This window comes from Prosthecobacter algae (assembly GCF_039542385.1).
Classification (GTDB): Bacteria; Verrucomicrobiota; Verrucomicrobiia; order Verrucomicrobiales; family Verrucomicrobiaceae; genus Prosthecobacter; species Prosthecobacter algae.
The window spans coordinates 484,368-506,105 of the sequence record NZ_BAABIA010000005.1; the positions used below are offsets into that span (position 1 = coordinate 484,368).

General features: G+C 60.2%; 23 protein-coding genes. 12 read left to right on the top strand and 11 right to left on the bottom strand.

What is annotated here, in order from left to right:
• Nucleotides 1-40: 40 nt before the first annotated feature.
• Both ABEB25_RS14275 and ABEB25_RS14280 read right to left on the bottom strand, forming a co-directional pair.
• Nucleotides 41-1,222, bottom strand: coding sequence for a Gfo/Idh/MocA family protein (locus ABEB25_RS14275; RefSeq protein ID WP_345737085.1), 1,182 nt, complete (start codon nucleotides 1,220-1,222; stop codon nucleotides 41-43).
• A gap of 58 nt (nucleotides 1,223-1,280) precedes the next feature.
• Entirely contained in the window at nucleotides 1,281-1,880 is a 600-nt protein-coding gene (locus ABEB25_RS14280) for an FHA domain-containing protein (RefSeq protein ID WP_345737086.1), read from the bottom strand.
• Between the two features lie 134 nt (nucleotides 1,881-2,014).
• On the opposite strand from ABEB25_RS14280, the gene ABEB25_RS14285 reads away from it, so the two are divergent.
• The 7 genes from ABEB25_RS14285 to nadB all read left to right on the top strand — a co-directional run bounded on the left by ABEB25_RS14285 (nucleotide 2,015) and on the right by nadB (nucleotide 8,033).
• Nucleotides 2,015-2,488: a hypothetical protein gene (locus tag ABEB25_RS14285; protein ID WP_345737087.1), complete on the top strand. Its 474-nt coding sequence runs from the start codon at nucleotides 2,015-2,017 to the stop codon at nucleotides 2,486-2,488.
• 72 nt (nucleotides 2,489-2,560) lie between these two features.
• Nucleotides 2,561-3,208, top strand: a complete 648-nt coding sequence (locus tag ABEB25_RS14290; protein WP_345737088.1) for a hypothetical protein — start codon at nucleotides 2,561-2,563, stop codon at nucleotides 3,206-3,208.
• 46 nt (nucleotides 3,209-3,254) lie between these two features.
• Nucleotides 3,255-4,148: an ABC transporter ATP-binding protein gene (locus ABEB25_RS14295; RefSeq protein WP_345737089.1), complete on the top strand. Its 894-nt coding sequence runs from the start codon at nucleotides 3,255-3,257 to the stop codon at nucleotides 4,146-4,148.
• Nucleotides 4,145-4,993, top strand: coding sequence for an ABC transporter permease (locus tag ABEB25_RS14300; RefSeq protein WP_345737090.1), 849 nt, complete (start codon nucleotides 4,145-4,147; stop codon nucleotides 4,991-4,993). Before ABEB25_RS14295 ends, ABEB25_RS14300 begins: the two co-directional genes overlap by 4 nt.
• The gene (panC, locus tag ABEB25_RS14305; RefSeq protein ID WP_345737091.1) at nucleotides 4,990-5,835 is read left to right on the top strand and encodes a pantoate--beta-alanine ligase; all 846 of its coding nucleotides are present in this window, start codon (nucleotides 4,990-4,992) and stop codon (nucleotides 5,833-5,835) included. Before ABEB25_RS14300 ends, panC begins: the two co-directional genes overlap by 4 nt.
• Before the next feature lie 32 nt (nucleotides 5,836-5,867).
• Nucleotides 5,868-6,254 carry a ribonuclease E inhibitor RraB gene (locus tag ABEB25_RS14310; RefSeq protein ID WP_345737092.1) on the top strand — a complete coding sequence of 129 codons (387 nt, stop codon included), beginning with the start codon at nucleotides 5,868-5,870 and terminating at the stop codon, nucleotides 6,252-6,254.
• Nucleotides 6,255-6,428: 174 nt separating this feature from the next.
• The gene (gene nadB, locus ABEB25_RS14315; protein WP_345737093.1) at nucleotides 6,429-8,033 is read left to right on the top strand and encodes an L-aspartate oxidase; all 1,605 of its coding nucleotides are present in this window, start codon (nucleotides 6,429-6,431) and stop codon (nucleotides 8,031-8,033) included.
• A 10-nt stretch (nucleotides 8,034-8,043) separates the two neighbouring features.
• Here nadB and ABEB25_RS14320 read toward each other — a convergent pair whose 3' ends face one another.
• Nucleotides 8,044-8,709: a DUF2625 family protein gene (locus tag ABEB25_RS14320; protein WP_345737094.1), complete on the bottom strand. Its 666-nt coding sequence runs from the start codon at nucleotides 8,707-8,709 to the stop codon at nucleotides 8,044-8,046.
• A gap of 128 nt (nucleotides 8,710-8,837) precedes the next feature.
• The gene (locus ABEB25_RS14325) at nucleotides 8,838-9,293 is read right to left on the bottom strand and encodes a DUF6210 family protein (protein WP_345737095.1); all 456 of its coding nucleotides are present in this window, start codon (nucleotides 9,291-9,293) and stop codon (nucleotides 8,838-8,840) included.
• Nucleotides 9,294-9,456: 163 nt separating this feature from the next.
• Here ABEB25_RS14325 and lpxK point away from each other — a divergent pair, with 163 nt between their 5' ends.
• Genes lpxK through ABEB25_RS14340 form a run of 3 tightly spaced genes read left to right on the top strand, consistent with a single transcriptional unit; the run spans nucleotide 9,457 to nucleotide 11,924 of the window.
• Nucleotides 9,457-10,680, top strand: a complete 1,224-nt coding sequence (gene lpxK / locus ABEB25_RS14330; RefSeq protein WP_345737096.1) for a tetraacyldisaccharide 4'-kinase — start codon at nucleotides 9,457-9,459, stop codon at nucleotides 10,678-10,680.
• A complete protein-coding gene (locus ABEB25_RS14335) occupies nucleotides 10,677-11,600 on the top strand; it encodes a formate dehydrogenase accessory sulfurtransferase FdhD (protein ID WP_345737097.1) in 924 nt (307 codons plus the stop codon). Before lpxK ends, ABEB25_RS14335 begins: the two co-directional genes overlap by 4 nt.
• Nucleotides 11,601-11,606: 6 nt before the next feature.
• Nucleotides 11,607-11,924, top strand: a complete 318-nt coding sequence (locus ABEB25_RS14340) for a DUF3467 domain-containing protein (RefSeq protein WP_345737098.1) — start codon at nucleotides 11,607-11,609, stop codon at nucleotides 11,922-11,924.
• Here ABEB25_RS14340 and ABEB25_RS14345 read toward each other — a convergent pair whose 3' ends face one another.
• Nucleotides 11,925-13,316 (bottom strand): enolase C-terminal domain-like protein, encoded by a 1,392-nt coding sequence (locus ABEB25_RS14345; protein WP_345737099.1) that lies wholly within the window; start codon nucleotides 13,314-13,316, stop codon nucleotides 11,925-11,927.
• A gap of 129 nt (nucleotides 13,317-13,445) precedes the next feature.
• Here ABEB25_RS14345 and ABEB25_RS14350 point away from each other — a divergent pair, with 129 nt between their 5' ends.
• On the top strand, nucleotides 13,446-14,723 hold the full coding sequence (locus ABEB25_RS14350; protein WP_345737100.1) for a L,D-transpeptidase family protein: 1,278 nt from the start codon (nucleotides 13,446-13,448) through the stop codon (nucleotides 14,721-14,723).
• A gap of 4 nt (nucleotides 14,724-14,727) precedes the next feature.
• Here ABEB25_RS14350 and hemC read toward each other — a convergent pair whose 3' ends face one another.
• Nucleotides 14,728-15,672, bottom strand: coding sequence for a hydroxymethylbilane synthase (gene hemC, locus ABEB25_RS14355; RefSeq protein ID WP_345737101.1), 945 nt, complete (start codon nucleotides 15,670-15,672; stop codon nucleotides 14,728-14,730).
• A 154-nt stretch (nucleotides 15,673-15,826) separates the two neighbouring features.
• On the opposite strand from hemC, the gene ABEB25_RS14360 reads away from it, so the two are divergent.
• Nucleotides 15,827-16,804: a hypothetical protein gene (locus tag ABEB25_RS14360; RefSeq protein ID WP_345737102.1), complete on the top strand. Its 978-nt coding sequence runs from the start codon at nucleotides 15,827-15,829 to the stop codon at nucleotides 16,802-16,804.
• Between the two features lie 32 nt (nucleotides 16,805-16,836).
• Here ABEB25_RS14360 and ABEB25_RS14365 read toward each other — a convergent pair whose 3' ends face one another.
• The 5 genes from ABEB25_RS14365 to bioD all read right to left on the bottom strand — a co-directional run bounded on the left by ABEB25_RS14365 (nucleotide 16,837) and on the right by bioD (nucleotide 21,693).
• Nucleotides 16,837-18,858 carry a serine/threonine protein kinase gene (locus ABEB25_RS14365; RefSeq protein WP_345737103.1) on the bottom strand — a complete coding sequence of 674 codons (2,022 nt, stop codon included), beginning with the start codon at nucleotides 18,856-18,858 and terminating at the stop codon, nucleotides 16,837-16,839.
• Nucleotides 18,859-18,894: 36 nt separating this feature from the next.
• Nucleotides 18,895-19,134 carry a DNA-binding protein gene (locus tag ABEB25_RS14370; RefSeq protein ID WP_184205479.1) on the bottom strand — a complete coding sequence of 80 codons (240 nt, stop codon included), beginning with the start codon at nucleotides 19,132-19,134 and terminating at the stop codon, nucleotides 18,895-18,897.
• 77 nt (nucleotides 19,135-19,211) lie between these two features.
• The gene (locus tag ABEB25_RS14375) at nucleotides 19,212-20,177 is read right to left on the bottom strand and encodes a glycosyltransferase family 9 protein (RefSeq protein WP_345737104.1); all 966 of its coding nucleotides are present in this window, start codon (nucleotides 20,175-20,177) and stop codon (nucleotides 19,212-19,214) included.
• A gap of 45 nt (nucleotides 20,178-20,222) precedes the next feature.
• Complete coding sequence (locus tag ABEB25_RS14380) at nucleotides 20,223-20,945, bottom strand: metallophosphoesterase family protein (protein ID WP_345737105.1); 723 nt, start codon at nucleotides 20,943-20,945, stop codon at nucleotides 20,223-20,225.
• 115 nt (nucleotides 20,946-21,060) lie between these two features.
• A complete protein-coding gene (bioD, locus tag ABEB25_RS14385) occupies nucleotides 21,061-21,693 on the bottom strand; it encodes a dethiobiotin synthase (protein WP_345737106.1) in 633 nt (210 codons plus the stop codon).
• Nucleotides 21,694-21,738: the final 45 nt, after the last annotated feature.

The window sequence follows — 21,738 nt, forward strand, 5'->3', positions numbered from 1 at the left end:
TCGGGATGCCTGCTTTCGACGAAACTTGCCGAAATAGAATTCAAAGGCGCGTCAGCGGATGCTGGCGGTCCTTCAGCGGCAGCTCCACCCGCTGCCCGTGCAGACGGTGGGATTCAAAGATGCCCATCGTCATCTCCAGGGTCACCCGGGCGTCCTTGGCGCTGCACAGGGGTTCACGCTCTTCGCGGATGGCCGCGATGAGGTCGCGCCCAGGGGCCACATGGCCGCCCACCAGCTTGCGTATGTTTTCCACCGTCTCGATCTTGCCAATGCCTGCCGTGGTGATGGGCACCCAGGCTCGCGGGGTGGCCACCGGATCAAAGGGGCTGCCGGCCAGCAGATGCGCCACTGGTTCCTCATCAATCCTCAGGTCAATGATGCCTTCTGTCCCGATGATCTGCACACCGAAACCCGCGGTCTTGGTGCCCGCATTCTGCACGGAATCAAAAAAAGCGGGCAGGCCATCGGCCATCTCAAAGCGCGCATGCACTTCATTGCCAGCCAGGGGGCCGATCCCCTCGGCCCCTTCCTTCACATCCATCTTGGTCACCAGGCGGCTGTCCTGATACACCGTGGCAATGCAGGCCCTGGGATCTCCGGCAAAATAATGCACCAGATTGAATAGGTGGGAACCCAGCACCCACAGGTCCAGCGAGCCGCCACGGGCATCTTCCTTTCCGCGCACCCGATATTCTAACGGGCGGCCGATGGTACCTTCGGCGACCCGTTTTTTCAGCAGCGGTAGCACGGGATGATAACGGTTGCGGTGGGCCAGGGCCAGCCGGGTGCCGTGTTTTTCACAGGCGGCGATGACCTCATCCGCCTGCACCAGCGTGGGCATGAAAGGCTTTTCCATGTAGATGCCCCGCACGCCTGCCTCGATGGCGGCCATGGCCATCTCGTGATGCTGATCAATGTGCCGGGGACCGATGGCGACAATCTCTGGCCGGGTGTCTTTCAGCATCTGCCGGTAGTCGGCAAAACCTTTGTCGAGCTTCAGCTTTTTCAGCGCGCCAGCCAGCCCCTTTGGGTCCGCATCCGCCACGCCCACGATCTCCGTTTCTGGGATGTCCAGCCACATGGCGTCCAGCCCATGACCGAAATTGCCGTGCCCCGTGTGGCCGATCACAGCCACGCGGGTTTTGGCAGCCGCAGCACTCCAAGCTGGGTGCAAAGCAAGAGAGGAAGCCACGGAAGTGGCGAGAAAAGTACGTCGTTTCATAAGGCAGTCAGGACTGCCCATACAACGAGTTCCATGCCCCCAAAACTTCAGTCAGCCATCACTGGCCGTCTTTTTTCTCGATCTTGATCTTCGGAATGTTGGTCCCCAGCTTGTCCGCCAAATCTTCGAAGAAGTTTCCGCCATTCGTTTCCTTGTGATGGCGCATGTAAAGTCCGGCCAGCAGAGCAGCGATGAACAGGCCGATGACCACGATCGCCGTGCCACAGCCGCCGCCTTCGTCCGGATAGCCCGTGCGCTTGACCTTGGGGTTCCTCTTGGGCACAGGCGGGCGATAGTTGGCTTTCAGGATCGGTGGCGGCACGTCCTGAGGCAGCACCTCAGGCTGTGGCACATACACCGGCTCCGGGGCCTCCCCTGCGGCAAAGACCGCCTGCACATCGCCAAAACCCACCCGGTCCCCGTCCTGAAGCTGGGCTTCCTCGATTTCCACCCCGTTGACCCGGGTGCCATTGCTGGACTTCAGGTCGCTGACAAAACAGCCGGACTCATTCAGCTCAATGACTGCATGATGACCGGAAACCGAAGCAAACTCCAGCACGACAACGCTGTCCGGATGCCTGCCGATAGTCGTAGTACCTTCATCAAGCGTATGATTCAGGGTGCTACCGTCCTCCAGATAAAAAACGAGCGTGGCCATGGTGCAGGAAGTGGGAGAATGCTTTATTTCTTGAATGCCGGGCTGGCATTTCAATCTAAGCACACAGAATCTTGGCTTTTTCCCGATGCAATGCCTATGTTGCTCAAAGATCGCCTTTTGCACAAAGTCCTGCCATGATCCCTTTCCTTTTCAACCTCCGCCCTGCCAAAGCGGCCTTCACCTTTCTGGCGGCCCTTTGCCTCTTCACCTTCGTGTCGCCGGTGAATGCCGACTCCACCGAAGATGCGGAAGCTGCCGCCCAGGCCCTGGCGCGTGACCAGGAAAGCGCGGGCTACATCTTCCGGGCCGAAGCCTGGACTGGTGCCCTCAGCAAAGACATCGGCAAGGCGGTGAAAATGCAGCTCTTCAAGGGCAACGAATACTGCATCGGCGTGGCCATCCCTCGCAAAGAGGGAGTGCACATCAGCGGCTCCGTCCTCGATTTTAAAGGCGAGCCTGTGGGCGAAATCCAGCCCGTGGTGGATGGCTGGGGCTTCCTGCTTTTCTTCAAACCGAAGAAAACCGGCGTTTACGTCGTCACCGTCCACCAGACCGAGGCCGGCAAGAAGAAAGACACCGCCTGCGCCATCATCACCGGTTACAAATAACGGTCCCGCCGCCCATTGACTCCAGGGCGTTTGAAGGAATTTTGCTCTTGGCCGTCTAACCTGCCGACTGTCATGAAAGCCTTCACGCCTCTCCTGCTGACGCTTTTGGCGTTGGCCTCTGCGCATGCCGCGCCCCTGGAAAAGATTTCCACGCTCACGGGCAAGACCTACCGCCAGTGTGAAATCGTCAAAGTTCACCCGGATGGGGTGTCCTTCACCCATGCCCATGGGGCTGCCAAAGTCCTGTTCACGGATCTGCCCCAGGAATGGCGGACCCGCCTGGGCTATGATCCCGCCAAAGCCAAAGCCTACCAGCGCGAGCAGGAAGAACGCCGCCGGGCCCAGGCCGCCCTCCGCCGCAAACAGGAGGAAGAACGCGGCCAGGCCCTGCTGATGGCCCAGCAAATCGAGCATTCCCGCCTGCGCGGCATTGAGGTGCAGGCCCGAGCCGAACTGGAGGCGATGGCCAAAGCTCCCCCACCCAATCCGCCCCTCGTTCCTGAAGTCACCCCTCTGGGCGCTGTATTCGACAGCCGGGACTACCGTGGCGTGGGCTACCGGGATCGTTCTCCGTGGCTGGGTTACGGTTATGGCTACCCCTATTCCGGCTACCTGGGGGGTGGCTACTGCCCGCCTTACCTCCACCGCGCCTGCGCACCTTATTACCACGGCAGCTTCACCGGGCGGATCGGCGGGGTCACGTTCAGCATCAGCCGCTGAGATTCTGATTGGCACAGGGGGCGGGCCCTGGCCATGGTGACGGCCCATGGCCCTCCTTGAAGTTCGCAACCTCACCAAACGCTGGCCCGACGGCCGCCTGGCGTTGGATGACGTGAGCTTTGAACTGCGCCAGGGAGAGATCCTGGGCCTGCTGGGCCACAATGGCGCGGGCAAGAGCACGCTCCTCGGCATCACCCTGGGCATGGTGCGGCCAGATGAGGGGGAGGTGCGCATCGCCGGCCACTCCGTGCAGCAGGCACGGGCCGCCGCCGTCAGCCATGTGGGGGCGATTTATGAAGCCGCCCATTTTTACGACTACCTCACCGGCTGGCAAAATCTTCGGGTTTTGTGCTCCCTCTCCGGCTGGTGGGATGAAGAGGAAGCCCGCCGGGTGCTGAAGCTGGTGAACTTGGCAGACCGTGCCAGTCACAAGACCAAGACTTACAGCCACGGCATGCGCCAGCGGCTGGCCCTTGCCCAGGCCCTGCTGCCCAGGCCGAAGTGCTTGTTGTTAGACGAACCCACCGATGGCCTGGACCCTGAAGGCATCCGCGAGTTTCGCGAATTCATCTTGCGGCTCCGCTCGGACTTCGGCATGACCATCCTGCTCAATTCCCACCTGCTGGCCGAAGTCGAACAGATGTGCGACCGCTGCGTCATCCTCAAACAAGGGCGCAAGATGTACGAGGGGCCCGTGCCCTCGCGAGAAAACAAGCAGGGCGTCTATCACCTGCAAACCCGGGACACCGCGAAGGCCAAGGAAGCCATCGCCCGTGCCGGAGCTATGATGGATGCCGTCACCAGCTTGGTCGAGCTGCCACCGCATCTGGTCGGCCATGACCTGCTGAAAACCCTGGTGGAGGCTGGCGTGCGGGTGGACTCCTGGCAGCCGCACAAACCCACCCTGGAAGAATTTTACCTGGGAATGACCGGCGCATGATCCTCTTTTTCCGCCAGTGGCAGGGTGAACTGCTGAAGCTCTTTGCCCGCCGCCGCACCTTCATCGGTTTTGGGGCCTTCCTGCTGTTTGAAACCGTGCTGCTCATCGTCTCCCACCTGCAAGGAGTGGAGCGTTTTTTCGAACGCATGATCTCGCGCCAGGGCCAGTCGTTTGATCACTATTTCTCCGCCCTCACCCTGGCCCAGATCATCATCGGCTTTTCCGTGGTGCTGCTGGGCGCCATCTTCCTGGCGCTCGTCGCGGGAGACATCGTGGCCAAGGAAAACGAAGACGGCCACTATCGGCTGCTGCTCGTCCGGCCCATCAGCCGGGTGCGCCTGCTGTTCATCAAATACCTCACCTGCATCGGCTACACCTTTGCGCTGGTGCAGTTCATCACATGGTCATCCTTTCTGTTAGGCCTGTCGCTCAAAGGCTGGGGCGGCGGCTTCTTTGTCATGATCCCGGATGTGGGCGTGCTGGAGTTTTATGATTGGTGGCCAGGGCTGAAACGCTTTGCCCTCGCCTCCCTATTCCTGGCCTTCAGCATGAGCACTGTCAGCAGCATCGCCTTTTTCCTTTCCTGCCTGCCCATCAAGCCCGCCGCGGCCACCATCACCGCCCTCTCCTATTTCCTCATTGATCGCATCCTCCGGGAGACCAGCTTCATGGAAAGCTACGATCAGCTCCTGCTCACCAAGCACATCAGCAGTTGGGCTCGGTTACTGGCCCAGGACATCGCCTGGCCCCAGGTCATCCGCGCCTTCACCGTGCTCGCTGCCGTCAATGCCTCGCTCTTCATCGCGGGCGCAGCCGTATTTGAATCTAGAGACCTGAAATCATGACCTTGATCGAGACTGTCAAAGACCTGCGCGCCTGGAGAAAGGCTGCTGGCCACGTGTACTTTGTGCCCACCATGGGAGCCCTGCATGAAGGCCACGCCACCCTCGTGCGCGAGGCCCGGAACCTAGCGGGCGCGGGGGCCAAAGTCGCCGCCAGCATCTTTGTGAACCCGCTGCAATTTGGGCCTAACGAAGACTTCGACCGCTACCCTCGCACCCTCGAAACCGACCTCGCCATGTGTCAGGCCGCCGGTGCCGACATGGTTTTTGTCCCCAGCGTCAAAGAGGTCTATCACGCCGACCGCAGCATTCAGATCCAGGAAAGCAGCCTGTCTAAAGTCCTCTGCGGGGCCAGCCGTCCGGGTCACTTCGACGGTGTCTGCACCGTCGTGGCCAAGCTCTTCAACCTCGTCCAGCCGGACGACGCCGTCTTTGGCAAGAAGGACTACCAGCAGCTCGCCATCATCCGCCGCCTCGTCCGCGATCTGGATTTCCCCGTCGAGATCCACGGCATCGAAACCGTGCGCGAAGACGATGGCCTGGCCATGAGCTCCCGCAATCGCTACCTGAGCCCTGCCGAACGTGCCCAAGCACCAGCCCTGCGCGCCGCCTTGGTCAAAGCCCGTGAGGCGTGGCTGGGCGGCGTCACTGGCAGCCATCGACTGCTGGAGATCATCCACCAGCACCTCACCGACCACGCCCCCCTGGGCCGCAAAGACTACATCGCGCTCGTGGACCGCCACACCCTGCAGCCTCTGCACACCCTGGAAAACAACGGCCTCATCGCCCTCGCCGTGTTCTTTGATAAAGCGCGGCTGATTGATAACATCGAGCTGGTGAGGTAACCTCGACGAGTTTTTCATCTCCTTCACCAACCATGTCTGACTCCAAACCTCGCCAGCCCAAAACCATCACCCTCGAAATGCTTCAGAAGATGTTCGTGAACATCTTTGAAAAAACGGATTGGAACATGACGGGCGAGATGTTGTGGGGTTACTTTTTCACCCATCATGAGCCTGAGGCTTTGGTGAAAGCGAAGGACCTCCTGGTGGCTCAGGGTTATCGTTTCGTGGACATCTACCAGTTGGATGAAGCCGATGACCACGGCAACCGCCCCTGGTGGCTTCATGTGGAAAAAGAAGAGACCCACACACCCGCGACCCTGGATGCCCGCAACGATGAGCTCTACCAGTTCGCCTACGATCAAGGCCTGGACTGCTACGATGGCATGGACATCGGCCCGATTCAGGAAGCGGAGGAATAAGTGCCCCGAGGCCTGCCACCCCTAACAACCCGCTGGCGCGAGGTGTCATTCTCGCCATGTTTGGCGGTGTCATGAGTCCCGTCTTGACGAGAGGCAGCGCCGTTCCAACCCGGAAATCTTTGCCGACCTGTAGATCGGGGGCTCGATGCATGGCTTCAACCCGTTTATCCCTTTGTGATTGATTACGATTTTATCATTGTTGGCAGCGGTGCCGGTGGTCTGAGCGCTGCGCTGCATGCTTCCGAGCACGGAAACGTGGCCATCATCACGAAGCGGGGCACACTAGACTCGAACTCCAACTGGGCCCAGGGCGGCATCGCCTGCGTGACCAGTGAGGAAGACAGCATCGAGCAGCATGTCAGCGATACCCTCATTGCCGGCGCGGGGCTGTGCAACGAGGCGGCCGTGCGCACCATCGTCACCGAAGGGCCGGACCGCATCGCCGAACTCGTGAAATGGGGCGTGGACTTCGACCAGCGCGAAGCCTCCGACGGGCATCTGGAATTTGACCTCACCCGCGAGGGTGGCCACTCGCAGCGCCGGGTCTTGCACGCCGCCGATGCCACCGGGCGAGAGCTGACGGAGAAGCTGCTGGCGGCGGTGAGGGAGCGGCCCAACATCACCATCTATGAGAACCACTTCGCCATTGATCTCATCACCACGGCGAAGCTGGGGTTTGTCACGGAGGACCGCGTCCTCGGACTTTACGTGCTGAATGAATCCACCCATGAGGTGGAGACCTTCCGCTCAGACCGCATCGTGCTTTCCACCGGCGGCTGCGGGCGTGTGTACCTTTACACCACGAACCCCCGCGTCGCCACGGGCGACGGTGTGGCCATGGCCTGGCGCGCCGGGGCCAGCATCGCGAACATGGAGTTCATCCAGTTCCACCCCACCTGCCTGTATCACCCGCAAAAACGCTCCTTCCTCATCACCGAGGCCATGCGTGGCGAGGGTGCCCGGTTGATTGACAACAAGGGCAACGAGTTCATGCACAAGTATGACCCGCGCGGCTCCCTGGCCCCGCGTGACATCGTCGCCCGCGCCATTGACAGCGAGATCAAGCGCACCGGCGGCCCCTGCGTGTACCTGGACATCTCCCACCGCCCGGCGGAGTTCATCCTCAGCCACTTCCCGAACATCTACAAAGCCTGCCTGGAGGTGGACATTGACATCACCAAGCAGTCCATCCCAGTGGTGCCCGCCGCCCATTATCAATGCGGCGGTGTGGTGACAGATGTGAACGGGGCCACGCGTATCCGTGGCCTCTGCGCCGTGGGTGAGGTGGGCTGCACCGGCCTGCATGGCGCGAACCGCCTGGCCAGCAATTCCCTGCTGGAGTGCCTGGTCATCTCCCACCGGGCCGTGGACCACATGCTACGCAAGATGCCCATCGGCAAAGAGGCGGAGCAGACCTACACCCTGCCGCCCTGGCAGAGCGGCGAGGCTGTGGACAATGACGAACTCGTCGTCATCTACCACAACTGGGACGAGATCCGCCGCCTGATGTGGGACTACGTCTCCATCCTGCGCACCACCAAGCGCCTGCAACGCGCCGCCGCCCGCCTGCGCAACCTGAAGCGCGAGGTACAGGAATTCTACTGGAACTTCCGCATCACCAGCGAGCTCCTAGAACTACGTAACCTTGTGGAAACCGCCTCCCTTATCGTCGAATGCGCCATCCGCCGCCACGAAAGCCGAGGCCTGCATTTCACCCTCGATTATCCCGAGAAGGATCTGGTGAGGGAACCTGCGGACACGGTGGTGCGGAGGTATTGAGGGTCATCCATCACTCACAAGATGCTTCTTGTGAGGCGAGCTGAAGGCGCATTTCCATTTGATATCCCCAAACCTCAGCCACAGGAATATCTCGAATATCTATGGGAGGCAGGACCCGTTCAGCCGTCCACAGAGGAGGGTAAAAGAAGAAGCAGCGGTCTGGCTTCATGTCTGCGATGACCGTCTCACAGCCAGACCAAATCACATCGTCATAAAAGCCTCTGAAATCCGTGCATGCCCACGTGAAGAACTGGGTATACGAACAGTCCAACGGCTCCCATTCAAGGCTACGCGGAGCAAAATAGAAAACATCCCCTTTACCCGGTCCCAAGGCTCCTCCATCCAGGGCAAAGAAGCCACCAAAGGCATCATCAGCAAAGAGGTGAAATCCGTCTGACCTTCCTGTGTTCCACCCAGACAAAGATCGGGGAATAGCAGCACTTCCCGATCCAAGAATTCTCAGCCAGCCGTCTAAGATCGAAATGCCTCCGGTATGATAGGCAATTGCTCCCATCGGAGAACGTGTTGTGACCTGGGTATGATACAGAACGTCTGCAGCGAATTCAGAAGGAGGATGCACAACACAACGCCCAGGCTCAGCCAGTGCGGTTGTCCGCACAAAGCTGATGGCTGAATCTTCATCATTGATGAGTTCAGAAAGTGGGCGCATGGCCATGCCATACATTCATCGAATTCTAGTGTCCAAACTATTTCTCATGAGGACATTTCTAGCTAAACCGTGCTTTGTGAAATCCATTTAGATTATCCAACGATAGTTAGTCGAAAACATTTGCCCCCACTTTCTCAATCGCTGTTGCACCAAGTCAGGACTCCTGGACGCGGATACGGAAAGAAATCGGTGTAGGTTTCAAGATTGGAATCCCCTTGAATGACGACATGCACCCACGCTTCATGAGAATCACGAAGACGATTGCGGTCTACACTGAGGGTAGGCTTTAGCTGATGGTTTTCCAGAACCGCATCAATATGATCTGCATCGATTTCGTCGAGGCCCCTCGTCGCTCCATTACCACGATATTTGGGGCCACAGAATATCTCTCCGAGTTGAAGGTCGATGCTGTTTGACCCATATCCCTTGGATTTGGACAAGTCCTCATTTTCGATCGGAACATACATGCCTTCAATTTCCGACTGAAGGCAAGAGGTACCTCCCGTTTGGTTGCTAACCATGACACCAGTTTGACAGCAGATAATCAGGCCTGCGCCTGTTGCATTGTAGAGTCGGATGACGGGATTCATGCGTGGTAAAACAAATGAAAGCGAAGTTAGACAACGTCAACCCACCGACCCGTAAACGATTCTGCCAGCAACGGATGAATCATATTTCAGCCCAAGGAAAGAAGGGCACTCTCCCTCTTGAGCATCTGCCCCTCCCGCTCTACCTGTTCCCCTCGCCCACCGGATGAAGGACACCCTCGAAGATCTCGAACAATTCATCATTGATGTCATCATCCACAATCGCCGTGGCATGAGGGCGACTTTTTTGCGGATGGTGTTCTGGTTTCTCTCGGGCATCTACAAGGGGGCGGTGAGACTGCGGCTGTTTCTTTACCGTGAGCGTTTCATTCACGACCACCACCTGGGCGTGCCGGTGATCAGCATTGGCAACATCACGGTGGGCGGCACGGGCAAGACGCCGGTGGTGGAGCTGTTTTCCAAAGCGCTGCTGGCCAAGGGGCGGCGGGTGGCCATCCTGAGCCGAGGCTACAAGAGCAAACGCCAGCGCAAGATCCCCCTGAGCTGGCGCATCGCCGCGAAGCTGGGCCTGGCCCGCAAACCGCGCGAGCTGCTGCCGCGTGTGGTCTCCGATGGTGAAAAGGTGCTGCTGGATTCCTACGTGGCGGGTGATGAGCCCTTCATGCTGGCGCAAAACTGCAAGGGAGTGCCGGTGGTGGTGGATCGCAACCGCGTGAAGGCGGGGGCCCATGCCATCCGCAAGTTCGGCGCGGATGTGCTCATCCTGGACGATGGCCTGCAATACCTGAAGCTGAAGCATCGCCATGACATCGTGCTGGTGGACAAAACGGCCCCTTTTGGCACAGGCTACATGCTGCCGCGCGGCACCCTGCGTGAGCCACCCTCCAGCCTGCGCCGCGCCAGCTACATCTTCCTGACCAAGTCCGATGGCGACAGTGGCGAAATCATTGAGCAGATCCGCAAGCACAACCCGGTGGCTGAGATCATCGAGTGCCGCCACCGGCCCGTCCACTTTGAGCACATCCACACGGGTGAGCGCCTGCCGCTGGACACCTTTCGTGGCAAATACGTGGGCGCGCTGTCCGGCATCGCGGTGCCGGAGAGTTTTGAAAACGGGCTGAGAAAGCTGGGCGCGAAGGTGCATTGGGTGGCCCGGTTTACGGATCACCACCGCTTCCAGGAAAAGGACATCACACAGTTCATCGAACGTTGTGAAAAAGCCGATGCCCATGCCATCCTGACCACAGAAAAGGACTTTGTGCGCTTCCCTAAACTGCCGCCCGGAGACATCCCCATCTACTTCCTGCGGGTGGAGATCGAGATCATCAAAGGCCGCGAGATCTTCGACAAACTGGTGCGCCTGATTGCCGAGCCCCGCCACGTGACCCAGGGCCTCGTCAGCGCGGATCTGGTGGAGACCACGTCATGAGTGAAACCGCCACTCTTGAACTGACACACGTCCAGTTAGGCCAGGCGGCGGTGACACGTGAAGATGTGGTGGCACGGGAGGAGCCGCTGGAGATCCGCGTGGAGGGCCGCAGCGTGGCCGTGGTGATGCGCACGCCGGGTCATGATGAAGAACTGGTGGCTGGCTTTCTGGTCACAGAAGGCGTCGTCACCCGAGCCCGGGACATCCTGGAAATCTCCCAGTGCCCGAGCGTGAACAATGAATACGGCAACATCGTGGACGTGCTGCTGGGCGGGGCCGTGGTGAACTGGGAATCGCTGACACGCCATGTCTTCAGCGCCTCGAGCTGCGGCCTGTGTGGCAAGACGAGCATTGAGTCGGTGTTTCAGAAATTCACGCCGTTGAATCCCAACGAGTGCTCAGTGCTCAGTGCTCGGTCCTCAGACGAAGAGCTCGCATCGAAATCATCTGAAAACTGCGCACTGAGAACTGAGCACTCCTCCCCCTCGCTCTTTACTCCCACCATCACCCCCTCCCTCATCGCCTCCCTCCCCGCCAAGCTGCGGGCTGCGCAGGAGACTTTTTCCAAGACGGGCGGGCTGCATGCGAGTGCGCTCTTTGATCTGGAGGGAAACCTCATCGTACTGCGGGAGGATGTGGGGCGACACAATGCGCTGGACAAGGTGCTGGGCTACGCGCTGCAGCGGAATCTGCTGCCGCTCTCGCAACACATTTTGTTAGTCAGTGGGCGGGTGTCTTTTGAAATCATGCAGAAGGCCCTCGCCGGCGGCATCCCCATCCTGGCGGCGATTTCTGCGCCCAGCAGTCTGGCGGTGGACTTTGCGCGCGATTCAGGCCAGACTTTGATCGCCTTTCTCCGGGGCGAAACGATGAATGTGTATGCCCACCCCGGACGCCTGCTTTCCCCACCTCAGCCCTAACCAACTATGTCCAACCCTGTCAAAATCGTCGGCCCCGAGTCCCCTGCCCCGGCCAAAGTCACGCCCCCTGCGGAGGCCGTGTATTCCAATGTCACGCGCCTGTTCGCGACGCCGAATGAGGTCATCTTCGACTTCGGTCTGAACCTGAATGCCTTTGGCCCGATGGTGGAAGAAGACGCCAAGATCGTCAGCCGCGTGGTCACTTCCTACGATGGCGCGAAGCGCCTGTGGGCGCACCTGACCCAGACCCTGCAGGCCTATGAGCAGAAGTACGGCCCCATCGAGCTGGATGTGAGCAAGCGGATGAAGAAAGAGGAGGCCTGATCAGGCCACCGCCGGAGCGGGGAGTTCCCGCCCGATCTCCTCCACCCGGTAGCCGAAACCACTGCCACTGAGCGTGCTGAAGTCCACCACGCCCCCACGACGGCGGTAGAGGCCAGGGTGGATTTTTTCCTCCACCACGGAGGCGTCCGGGTAAAACTGCATGGCATTGCACTCCACGCCCTGGATCGTACCTGCATGGGCGGCAAGGCGCACGTGTGGGATGATGGCCAGCATGGGATTCGTGAGGTCCTGCACCATGAGCGGCATGCCGTGGGCCTTGGCCCAGCAAAGGCTGAGGAGCGCGCCGGTCTGCGTCTTGCAGGTCTTCAAGGCCACGCCCGACCAGCCTAAACGGCGGCCCAGACGGACGAATTCCCAATCGTGCGCGCTTTCATCCAGGAACAGCGGCTTGCGGGCGGAGACACTGCGCACGTCAATCTGGTGTGCTTCAAGATCGTAAGGGAAAGGTTGCTCCACATACAGCGTGCGGGCATACAGCTCAGGCTCATCGGCCAGGAGGCGATCCGTGATGTCATTCACATAAGCGGGATCTTTGACCGTGCAGTTGAAGTCCGCGCTCAGCCATTTCACCCCGTTTTCAAGGCCGATTCGGCCCACGCGCACCATGCGCTCATAGTCCCAAGCGGCATCGGTGCCGCGCAGCTTCACCTTCAGGCATTTCAGGCCATCGCGCTGGATCCAGTCGGCCAGCAAGAGGGGGTGCTCATCTTTCGGCTCGCTGCCAGTGAGGTCCGCCGTTTCCAGGGCATCCACACCGCCCACCAAGTGCCACACAGGCAGGACCTTGGGCGCCTGTTTGACCAGGTAATCTGCCGGGTAACGTCCTGCGAAGCTGACGTTGCTGCCTGCTTCTGGCTCCAGGAAAGCAGACAGGTCGCGGTTCATGAACTCTGCATTGTAAGTCTCGTAAATGTCACGGCCCAGGAGGTTGCCATACGCATCATGAACGGCGATGTCGAAGGCGCTGAAGGCCACCAGCGATCCCAGATAAGGCATTTCTGGACCGCCTGCGGCGACATTGGCTGCGGCCAGCGTTTCGGCCAACGGGCCGTGGATGAAATCCTGGCCGATTTCCATCGGGTGCCCCACCAGGCCCGACTGCACCAAACGGCTGGCGAGCTGGATGGAAAAAGCCTCCATGCGGCGGGCGCGCTCGGCCACGGCCAGAGTGCTAGGCCAGACCCAGGAAACGCTCAGCGGAGTCTCTCCCCAGCCCGTGGCAGAGCGGCCGTTCCGATCCTCCACCGTCACCTGGGTACGAAGGCAGACGGTGCTCGTCACCGTCTCAGGCCCGAACTTCAGCGGCACACGCATGGTGACGGGAAGGAAGTAAACCTGGGCCTGGGTGATGCGAATATCCGTGCTCTTCATAACTGTTAAAATCGGAGGGAGAATTTGAGTAACTATGAGGGTGTTTTTGCGTAGCAGAAATGACAGTGTCATCACTTACGTGAAACGTCATTCGACAGTACGTGACAGCCTGCTAAGCATTGCGCCCCGATGATTGGAAAATCCAGTTGGATTCAAAGTCTTTTCGCCTGGCTCCTTCCGGCTTTTGTCGGAACGGCCGTGGGCGGCGGGATGATCGTGGTCTTGAGTCAACCGGACACCAAAAGCAAGCTGGAGATGGAGGCCCTGAGCCAAAGCCCCAGCCTCGAAAAAAAGGAGCTCGAAAGCAGCTTTTCAACACTTCCCAAAAAACCCCAAAAAGCGACGCTGCAAGCAACCCCGCCCGTGGCGGAACCGGTGCCGGAAAAATCGGCCCCGCAGACTGTGGCCAAGGCAGCGCCCGCAGTTCCTCCACCAACACCAGCCCGTGCTTGGCAATGGCAGCCGCTGGTGGATGACGTGAACGAGCGCCTGCGCACAGAGATCCCAGACCTGGGCGAACTGCCCCTGCTCTACTACGCCGTTTTAAACGATGATGCTGAGTGGATCAGCCAACTGATTTCCCACGGAGCCAGTGCCAATGAGCCGACTCCCGGTGGAGATACGCCTCTGTGTGCGGCCATCCGCCACATGTCGAGCAGCAGCGTCAGCGCCCTGATTTACGGTGGGGCCGATGTCCAGCAGCCGGGTTTTGAAAAGCAGCCACCCATCGCTTTGGCCTCCCTGCGCCGTGGCACGGACATCTTGCGCAGCCTCACCGCCGCCGGGGCCGACCCCAACACGCGCTTTGCCAGTCCGGTGGCCCAGGCGGTGCTGGACCGCGTGATGATCAAGGACCTGAAACACTCGCTGGAAAATGACCGGGGAGTGACCCCGCTCATCGCCTGCGCAGCGCGTGGGGATGTGGAAGGTGCGGCTGAACTGCTGCGCGCAGGGGCCAAAACAAGCTACTGCACCACCCGCTACAAACGTTACCCCATCAACTTTGCGGCCACTCAGGGTTACCTCTTCCTCATGCGTATCATTCTGGGCCGCCAGCCCGAGTCTGAACCGCAGATCCTGGTGACGGTGGACCTGAGCAAACAGCGCGCCTGGGTGACGCAGGAAGGGCAGGTCATTGATACCTGCCCCGTCTCCACGGGCCGCGAGGGTTTCTCCACCCCCGCAGGGCGCTACGTGATCACCGATAAGCACCGGGCCTGGACCTCCACGCTTTACCATGTCTCCATGCCCTTTTTCATGCGACTGAACTGTAGCGCCATCGGCCTGCACAGCGGCTACGTCACGGGACGGCCCGCCTCCCACGGCTGCATCCGCCTGCCGTATGACAAGGCGAAGAAGTTCTTCAGCCTCGTGCGGGTGGGGGACGAAGTACAGATTGTTCACTGATCGCTCAACCGAGTACCTGCTTCGCCAATGTGGCGGCCAGGGCCTTGGGATCTGACAAAGAGCCCGTTGCCTCCAGTTCCACCGGGGCCACGGACAAATCGGCTTCGTTAAAAACCCGCACCGCCATGGTGAGTTGGTCTCCCGTGATCCAGGTATGGGCACCGACAGGGGTCTGGCAGCCTGCTCCCAGCAGACGCAGGAACTCGCGCTCAACGGTCACCCGGGCCTCCGTTTCAGCATGGTTCAGAGCACGCACGGCCTGGATGGAGATTTCATCTCCAGCACGGCATTCAATGGCGATGGCACCCTGCCCTGCGGCGGGTAAAAAGGTCACGGGATCCAGCGTCAAGGCGCTGAGGGTGTGATCTTCGATCTGAATCTGGCTGCCTTGCATGAGGCCCAGGCGGATCAATCCGGCGGCGGCCAGCAACACCGCATCCAGCGGCTGTTCGCCGAGAACTTTTTTAACGCGAGTGGGCACATTGCCACGGATCTCAACGATCTCCACATCCGGCCGCAGCCACTTGAGCTGGGCGGCACGGCGAACGCTGCTCGTGCCCACGCGGGCCCCCTGAGGCAGTGTTTCCAGGGTGCAAGCTTCCCGAGTGATCAGCACGTCTTCAATCGGTGCGCGTGGCAGCACGGCGGCGATGACAAAACCCGCCGCCAAGTCCGAAGGCACATCCTTCAGGCTGTGCACGGCGGCATCAATCTCGCTGTTCTCCAGGGCGATCTCCAGCTCCTTGATGAAGATGCCTTTGTCCACATGGGCCACCGCATTGAATTCAGAAAAACGCAGGTCCTGGCGCTTGTCACCACTGGTCTGGATGATCTGGCGCACCACATTCAGGTTCGCATGCGCGGCCTGTAGGTCCTCCGTGACCATGCGGGTCTGCGTGAGTGCCAGTTCGCTGCCGCGAGTGCCGAGAGTGAGGATAGGTTGGGACATGGTCGAGAAAGGGCGCGCGGACACTCCTGTGCGCCTGGAAGGTGGCGGCAAGGAAAATCCGGCAGAAGAATGTGCCCATGTTTGCCTGCAAAGCGCGCCGGGTGCAAAGGAATGATGTTTTGACAGGCACAATGCGCCCTTTCATGGTCGCAGGATGATTGTCCCTGAATTCTGGGCCGAGGGCCGGATCAAAGCACGCGTGGATGACCATCAGGTCACCGTGCGCCGGTTTGGCTGGTCCGACATCAGTCAGGAAGAGGCCCAGGCCCACGCCGATGAACGGGCCAAGGCGGCCCTGCATGAAATCGCCGCCGGGGAGATGGTGGAAAAATACGAGCCCAAGATGGCCTACAACGGCGCGGAGGGTGTGCCCATCCGCGAGGAAATCCTGGCCCGTCATGGTGAGGCGGTCATCACCCGGAACCTTTACGGTGCGCGCTGCCTGAATACCCCCGACGTGCTCTTTGCCGATGTGGACTTTGGCCAGAGTGTGCCGCTGAAACTGAGCTGCTCCGTTTATCTCACCCTGGTCGCCTTCGCCACCGGGCTCGGCCTGTGGCAGGGGTCCGTCAAAGTGACCGTGATCAGCCTCTTGATCGCCCTGGTCGTCGGCTCACCCCTGGCTTTGGCCCTTTTCCGCCTTTTTGAAAAAGCCACAGGCGGACCTCGCGAACGGGCACACCAACGCATCCGCCAGTTTTCCCGAAAGCACCCGGACTGGCATCTGCGAGTGTATGAGACCCCCAAAGGCCTGCGCGTTCTGGTCATGCACACCACCTTCGGCGCACGGGACGAGGTAGTTCAGCACTTCTTTGAAGCCCTGGATGCCGACCCGATCTACATCCGCATGTGCCGCAACCAGCACTGCTTCCGCGCCCGGCTCAGTCCCAAACCCTGGCGCATCGGCATCCGCGAGCACATTCGCCCCCGGCCCGGTTACTGGCCGGTGAAGCCTGAGCACTTGCCCGCCCGCCATCGTTGGATCGCCAACTATGAAGCCAAGGCCCAGGACTACGCCGCCTGCCGTTTTCTGGAACGCCTGGGCAGTAGCAACGTCCATCCCACCGCAGATGCCTTGCGCATCATTCATGATGAGCTATGCCAGGCGAACACGACGCTGAAACTCGCGTGAACATTGCACCCGCCTAACCAATTTTCGTTTTTTCACTTCACGCCCAACTCGGCAAAGATGGCCTTCTGCAGCCTCAGGTATTTTTCCGCGTAGTAGCTGGTGAAGGTGGCCAGTTGTTCCCCATCCGTTTGGGCGACTCCCAACCAGGATTGACGCAGATCGGCACGGTCTTTTTCAGAAGCGATCTTCGCCCCCACGGCATGGGCCCAGGAGCTGATGGCGAGCACGGCGATGCCGTGCCGCTGCCAGCCACGGGCGGCATTGATGTCGGCAATGGCTTCCTGGATCTCCTCCAGGCTGTGGCTGTGAAGGGCGAGCCGGGTGCGGGCTTCCGCCAGCAGCACACGGGCCATAGGCGAATCCCGCATCTGATGAATGGCGTGGGCCATGAATTCCACGCCCTGCTCGCGTTCCTTCGCATCCTCGCTGTGGCTGAGAGCATGGCCGAGGATGAGGTAATCCTCGCGCTCTTTCGGTTTGGCATCGGCCAAGGTGACCATCACCCGATGGTAGCTGCGAGTGTCATCCGCCAAATCATGCGCGGTGGCTAACAAAGCGCGCGCAGGGATGCTCTGGGGGGCCTTATGAACCAAGTCCTCAAGCGTGCGAATAGCATCCTCCACCCGGCCTTGGATCAAGTGCTGTTCTCCCTCTAGCAGTCCGACAAAGGCCTGCGGCACGCCAGCGGCGGTGCATTCACGGATGCTGGCGGTGATCCACTCATCCTCACCACTCATGATAGCAAACTGGGCGGCCTCCACCGCGCGCTGGGCCTTTTCAATTTTTAACCTAACATAAAGCGTGGTTGATATCGCCAGCCCCACGAGCAGAGACAAGGCGACCAAAGTGACGGTGATGAAGGCCGCGCGATTTTTCTGCATCAGCTTATGCAGGCGATAAACGGTGCTAGGCGGACGGGCGAGGACCGGCTCGTGATCGAGATGACGCTGGAGGTCATCAGCCAAGGCGCTGGCCGTGTCATAACGGCGACGGCGATCCTTTTCCATGGCCTTCATGACGATCCAGTCGAGATCGCCCTTCAGCAGGCCGATGAGCTTGGGCGCCTCGCTCTGGCGGTGACTGGCCACGGTGCTGACGGTGGCTGCGGCCAATGTCTTCAAAAGGGTGGAAGGCTTCTTCGGCTCGCGTTCGCGAATGAGGCGGCGCATCTCATCAAAACCCGCCTTCATCAGCTCGTCCTGGCTGAACGGGGTGTAACCCGTGAGCAGTTCATAGAGCAGCACGCCGAGGGCGTAAATGTCGCAACGGGTATCAATGTCCAGCCCGCTGAGCTCCGCCTGCTCCGGGGCCATGTAGAGCGGAGTGCCCACCATCTGCTCGAAGTGCGTGAAGAGCGTCTTGTCCGTGAGGCGCTGCTGCATGGCCTTCGCCACACCAAAGTCGATGACCTTCGGCACGGGCACACCGTCATGGAGGGTGACGAGGATGTTCGACGGTTTCAGGTCGCGATGAATGACCCCCTTCATGTGGGCGTGCTGCACCGCGCGGCAGACCTGGATGAACAGGGTGAGCCGCGCCTCCGGGGTGAGCAGGTGCTCATCACAAAAGCGTGTCACCGGCACGCCGCGAACCAATTCCATGACAAAAAAGGGACGCCCGGTTTCAGTCGCGCCAGCATCCAGGACACGCGCGATGTTCGGATGATCCATCAAGGCAAGAGCTTGGCGCTCCTGCTCAAAGCGGGCGATGACCTCCTTGGTGTCCATGCCCGCTTTGATGATCTTCAAAGCCACACGGCGCTGCACGGGGTGGGTTTGCTCCGCCATCCAGACGGTGCCAAAACCGCCCTCCCCGATCTGCTGGAGCAGCTTGTAGGGACCGATGCTTTGGCTCTCCGAAATGGCAGGGGCCGAGGGAGCCGTGGGCGGCTCCAGATGCACGCGCATGAAGTTCTCTGTCTTCAGCGAATCAAGCAGGGCCTCCACCCGGCGGCGCAGAACGGGGTCGCTCTGGCAATGCTCATCAAGCACACGCTGCCTCTCCCTGGGATCCTCCTGGGTCAGGAGAGCATGAAAAATTTCCTCCTCCGTCATGGGGTCGCCAGGGAAGGGGAGTCGTCCGACAAGAGGCTACTGAAGGTCGCGCTCGACCTCGAGGATGCGTTGAAGGGCATCGAGAAACTCGTCGGCAGCCTCCAGCGGCAGCATGATGGTGTCACGGCGGCCACGCACGTCTTCCGTGATTTTGATCACCCGGCCACGCTCATTTTCCTTGAGGTCCAGAAAGAAGATCTTCCGGTCCGTCATGATCTTTTCGGAGTGCAGCGCTGGGCTGCCGCGCCTCGGCTCTTCAGATTCGTCGTTCCTCATTGAGTGTAAACCTCCAGGTCCCGTGTGCAGTTGAATTACAAGGGTGAGTGTAGAAATCAGCCCCCGCTTGTCAACGCTTACTCTCCGAAGTTGCGGACGAAGTCGGCGATCTGCTGCGCATCCTGCAGGTTCACCTGACGGGTGGCGGTGCATTCCTCCACGCTCAAGGCCTGACGCCGGGCCACACGACCCGCCTTCCACACCCAGGCACGCGGATTGTAAGGGCCGACCTGACGCGGATCGCTCCAGGTATGGATGCCCAGCGTGCGGTCATTCACTGCGGCGGCCATGTGCATGGGGCCGCTGTCCACACTGATGACAAAACGTGCCTGCCGGAGCCCCCAGATCAGCTCTGCCAGGGAGGTGCGATTGCTGAAGTCCACCACATGGGATCCCTGGGGGATGGGTGCGCCCTGGGGCATGCCCACCAGCACCACAGGCAGCGGGGCAAGGGCATCGCACAGCCGCTGCAATACTTCAGGCGATAGCGATTTACCCTCTCCACGGGACCAGGGATGCAGGACGATCAAGTCCTCACGCTCCGGCCAGCTCACAGGCCTGTGGCCCTGGGCCAGGGGAAACGTCAGGTTCTCTGCATCCACCTGGATGCCAAAGGCGCGTGGCAGCGCCAGGTAACGGTCCACCGCATGAGCCCCGGCATCCACTGGCACAATGTGGTCATGAAAAAAACGCGCCCCTTCGCGAGAATCCGATAGCCCCACCACAGGCCGCGAGCGCCGGGACCGGGCGATGTAGCCGCTGCGAAACAGACCCTGAAAATCCAGCACGATCTCCGGCTCTTCACGGGGCAGGGCACCCCAGCCTTTGGCCCAGCGGCGCATGACCAGCAGGCCGCCGAGACCGCGACACTGCTTGCGCGGAAAGGAAATCACCTCATCCAGCAAAGGCGAACCCTGGAGCAGGGGAGTCCATTCGGTATTGGCCAGCCAACGCAACCGCAAATGCGGGTAGGCCTGGCGGATGGCCTGCACAGCGGGCAGGGTGTGGACGATGTCGCCTAGCGAACTGGGTTTCACGATCATGGCGGATCGGAATCCAGCCAGGGAAGGCAGCCCAGAATCGCTCATTTATTTGCCAAGGGACAGGCGCTCAGCCAGCAGGGAGGGCAGCCCGGCGGCACGGATTTTGTCCTGCGCCGTCTGGATGTCGTATTCCAGGCGGCGAATGGAGATCGTCTGCGCCTGCACATCATAGATGGCATAGGCCGCACGCCAGTCTCCGTCGCGGGGCTGGCCCACACTGCCCACATTGACAAAATATTTCACGCCGCGCTGAAGAGTGACGTCATTGCCGCGGGCGGCGCGCACGGAGTCATCCTTTTCAAAAATGCGCGGCACATGCGTGTGACCGTAAAAGCAGACCTGGGTAAACTGATAGCTGAAGCTGGCCATCGCATCAAAACGATTGGTCACGTAACCCCAGGCACCCGGTGAATCCAGGGTGGAATGGACGATGGTGAAATCCCGCACCTGACGCACCAGCTTCAGTTCGCGCAGCCACTGGCGCTGATCATCGTTCAACTGCTGCCGTGTCCACAGCAGCGCCGCCTGCGCCAGGGGATTCAGTTCGTCGAGCTGGCTTTCGCTGGCCGCACCTTCGTCATGGTTGCCACGGACCACGGGGCAGCCCATTTGGCGCACCGTTTCCAGGCATTCCACGGGGTTCGCGGCATAACCGACGATGTCACCGAGACAAACGTAATTGGCACAGCCCTGCTCCTGGGCGTCCCACAGAACAGTCTGCAGGGCCTCCAGATTAGCATGAATGTCTCCGAAAATGGCAAATTTCATCGAGGTTGAGCGATGGGGTAAAAGGTGGCATCATCGGGATGACCGAAGGGAAATCAAGCATTTCGGCACGGTAGCCCAAGGTAGTTACTCCAAATTCGGCCCTGGGTGACAGTGTTTATAGGCTTAAATCTGCCGGCCAGTCCATCTGCGACTCACCGTGCATGATCTCCGCAAGCACCGGCACATCCAGGAATTGCTGCATCACCATGCGGTTGGAGATGCTGGCCAGGTCACGCTCGTCGTGAGTATTGTTGAGGATGATGCCCGCACAGGTTAGGCCGCGGGCCTGGATGTTTTTCACCGTCAAAATCGTGTGGTTCAGGCAGCCCAACTTGTTGTTCACCACGACAATGATGGGAATAGACAAGTCGCCAGCAAGATCCGCCATGCTCAACTTGTCCGTCAGGGGCACTTCCCAGCCACCGGCTCCCTCTACCAGCACGTGGGAAAATCGGGCCGCCAAGGAGAAAAAGCCCTGCCTCGCGGCCTCCACATCCACCTTTTTGTTTTCCAGCAGGCCTGCGGCAAAAGGGGAGGCTGGCACTTTGAGATACACGGGGTTCACTTCCTCCAGCGTCACCGCCTCACCACTGGCCTGGCGCAGTGCATGGGCATCCATGCGGTCCCCGCAGGCCAGGGGCTTGTAACCCACGGCCGCGTGACCTTCGCGGCGCAGCGCCTCGATGAGCAGGCTGGTGACATAAGTTTTGCCAGCGTCGGTATCGGTGCCGGTGATGAAATAGTGCATGAGGATACGCTATGCCGCGCCGAAGCAGGCTCGGCAATGCTTGTT